This window comes from Modestobacter sp. KNN46-3 (assembly GCF_011039295.1).
Window position 1 is genome coordinate 1 of sequence record NZ_JAAKGN010000285.1, and the last position, 2,348, is coordinate 2,348.

General features: G+C 69.8%; 3 protein-coding genes. 2 read left to right on the forward strand and 1 reads right to left on the reverse strand.

Annotated features, from left to right (window positions below; all coding sequences use genetic code 11):
- Positions 1-407: Rieske (2Fe-2S) protein (locus G5C62_RS26535; RefSeq protein ID WP_164703346.1), on the reverse strand; the 407-nt coding region annotated here is incomplete at its 3' end.
- A 170-nt stretch (positions 408-577) separates the two neighbouring features.
- On the opposite strand from G5C62_RS26535, the gene G5C62_RS26540 reads away from it, so the two are divergent.
- The gene (locus tag G5C62_RS26540) at positions 578-952 is read left to right on the forward strand and encodes a DUF485 domain-containing protein (protein ID WP_036339662.1); all 375 of its coding nucleotides are present in this window, start codon (positions 578-580) and stop codon (positions 950-952) included.
- The coding region (locus tag G5C62_RS26545) for a cation acetate symporter (RefSeq protein ID WP_164703347.1) at positions 945-2,348 on the forward strand (1,404 nt) is incomplete at its 3' end. The genes G5C62_RS26540 and G5C62_RS26545, both read left to right, overlap by 8 nt.

Consider the following 2,348-nt stretch of genomic DNA (forward strand, 5'->3'; position numbering starts at 1 on the left):
GGGTCGGGGGCCAGCCACACCCAGCCGTCCCGCTCCTCGACCGCCCAGGGTGCGGACAGGTCGGCCCGCGGGGGTGGGGTGCCGACCGGCCCGAGGGAGGGGATCTCCACGCAGCGGCCCTCCGCGTTGAACTCCCAGCCGTGGTACGGGCAGCGCACCCGGCCATCGACGACGGTCGCCGTGGTCAGCGGCACCAACCGGTGCGGGCAGCGCGCCGACAGGGCGGTCACCTCGGCCCCGGGCCGGGTGCGGAGGACGACGTAGGCCTGCCCGCCCGCGCCCACCTGCCGCGGCGTCGTCCCCACCTCGCTGGAGCGGGCGACGGGGTACCAGCCGGTGGAGGCCGCGGCCTGCCCGCCGGTCCGGGGAGTGCCGGTCCGGGAGCTCGTGGTCCTGGAGGAGGCCATGCACCCATCGCACCAGTCGGCCGTTTCCCCGGCGTTGCCGCTGCGTGGCCTTCAGGCGTCCTCCGAGACCGCTTCGATAACTATCGGGATACCCCGACTGCCATTGTGAGCACTGACACCCTAGGGTGACCGCGATCACCCGACAGGCGACACACAGTGTGAGGTGCCATGTGACACCCCCGAACGAACGCAAGCTGCTGACCCCGGAGGAGTACCGCCAAGCGCAGGACTCACCGGAGTTCATCGAGCTGCGTCGCCGGTTCCGCAGCTTCGCGGTGCCGATGACGGTCGCCTTCCTGGTCTGGTACCTGCTGTTCGTCCTGCTCTCCACGTACGCGGCGGACTTCATGTCCACCGAGGTCTTCGGCAACGTCAACCTCGGCATCCTGCTCGGGCTGGGCCAGTTCGTGAGCACCTTCCTGATCACCCAGCTCTACGTGCGGCACGCGAGCAAGAACACCGACCCCATCTCCGACGAGATGCGCACCCGCCTCGAGGCCCACGAGTTCGCCTCCCCCCGGAACGAGGAGACCCCCCGTGGCTGACGTGTTCGCCGCCGAGAGCGCGACCATCGGCGAGCCGGCGATCAACATCTCGATCTTCGGCGTCTTCGTCCTGATCACGCTGTTCATCACCTTCCGGGCCAGCCGGAACAACAAGAGCGCCGCGGACTACTACGCCGCCGGCCGGAACATCACCGGCACCCAGAACGGCCTGGCCATCGCCGGTGACTACCTGTCGGCGGCCTCGTTCCTGGGCATCGCCGGCGCCATCGCCATCTACGGCTACGACGGCTTCCTCTACTCGATCGGCTTCCTCGTCGCCTGGCTGGTGGCGCTGCTGCTGGTCGCGGAACTGATGCGCAACACGGCCCGGTTCACCATGGCCGACGTCCTGGCCTTCCGGATGCGGCAGGGGCCGGTGCGGACCGCGGCGGCCATCTCCACGCTGTTCGTCTCGCTGTTCTACCTGCTCGCCCAGATGGCCGGAGCCGGTGGCCTGGTCGCCCTGCTGCTGGGCGTGAGCGGGGCCGCGGCCGAGGCGATCGTCGTGGTCGTCGTCGGCGCACTGATGATCTTCTACGTGCTGGTCGGCGGCATGCGCGGCACGACCTACGTGCAGATGATCAAAGCGGCGCTGCTGATCGCCGGTGCCCTGGTGATGACGATCTGGGTGCTCGCCGAGTACGGCTTCAGCCTCTCGGCGCTGCTCGGTGGGGCGGTCGCCTCGGAGGGTGGGCAGGTCTTGGAGCCCGGCGCCCAGTACGGACTGTCGGACACCACCCGGTTGGACTTCATCAGCCTCGCGCTGGCCCTGGTGCTCGGCACCGCCGGCCTGCCGCACGTGCTGATGCGCTTCTACACCGTGCCCACCGCCAAGGACGCGCGGAAGTCCGTCGTCTGGGCGATCTGGCTGATCGGCGGCTTCTACCTGTTCAGCCTGGTCATCGGCTACGGCGCGGGGGCCCTGGTGGGCTCGGAGACGATCCTCGCCGCACCCGGTGGGGTCAACGCGGCGGCCCCGCTGCTCGCGTTCGAGCTCGGCGGCACGGTGCTGCTGGGCATCATCGCCGGCGTCGCCTTCGCCACGATCCTCGCGGTCGTGGCCGGCCTGACCATCACCGCCTCGGCGTCCTTCGCCCACGACGTCTACGCCTCGGTGCTCAAGAACGGCCAGGTGGAGGCGAACGCGGAGGTCCGGGTCGCCCGGATCACCGCCGTCGTCATCGGCGCGGTCTCCATCGGGCTGGGGATCCTGGCGCTCCAGGCCGGCATCAACATCGCCTTCCTGGTGGCCCTGGCCTTCGCGGTGGCGGCCTCGGCCAACCTGCCGACGATCCTCTACACGCTCTTCTGGAAGAACTTCACCACCCAGGGCGCGCTGTGGTCGATCTACGGCGGGCTCATCGTCTGCGTCGGTCTGATCATCTTCTCGCCGGTC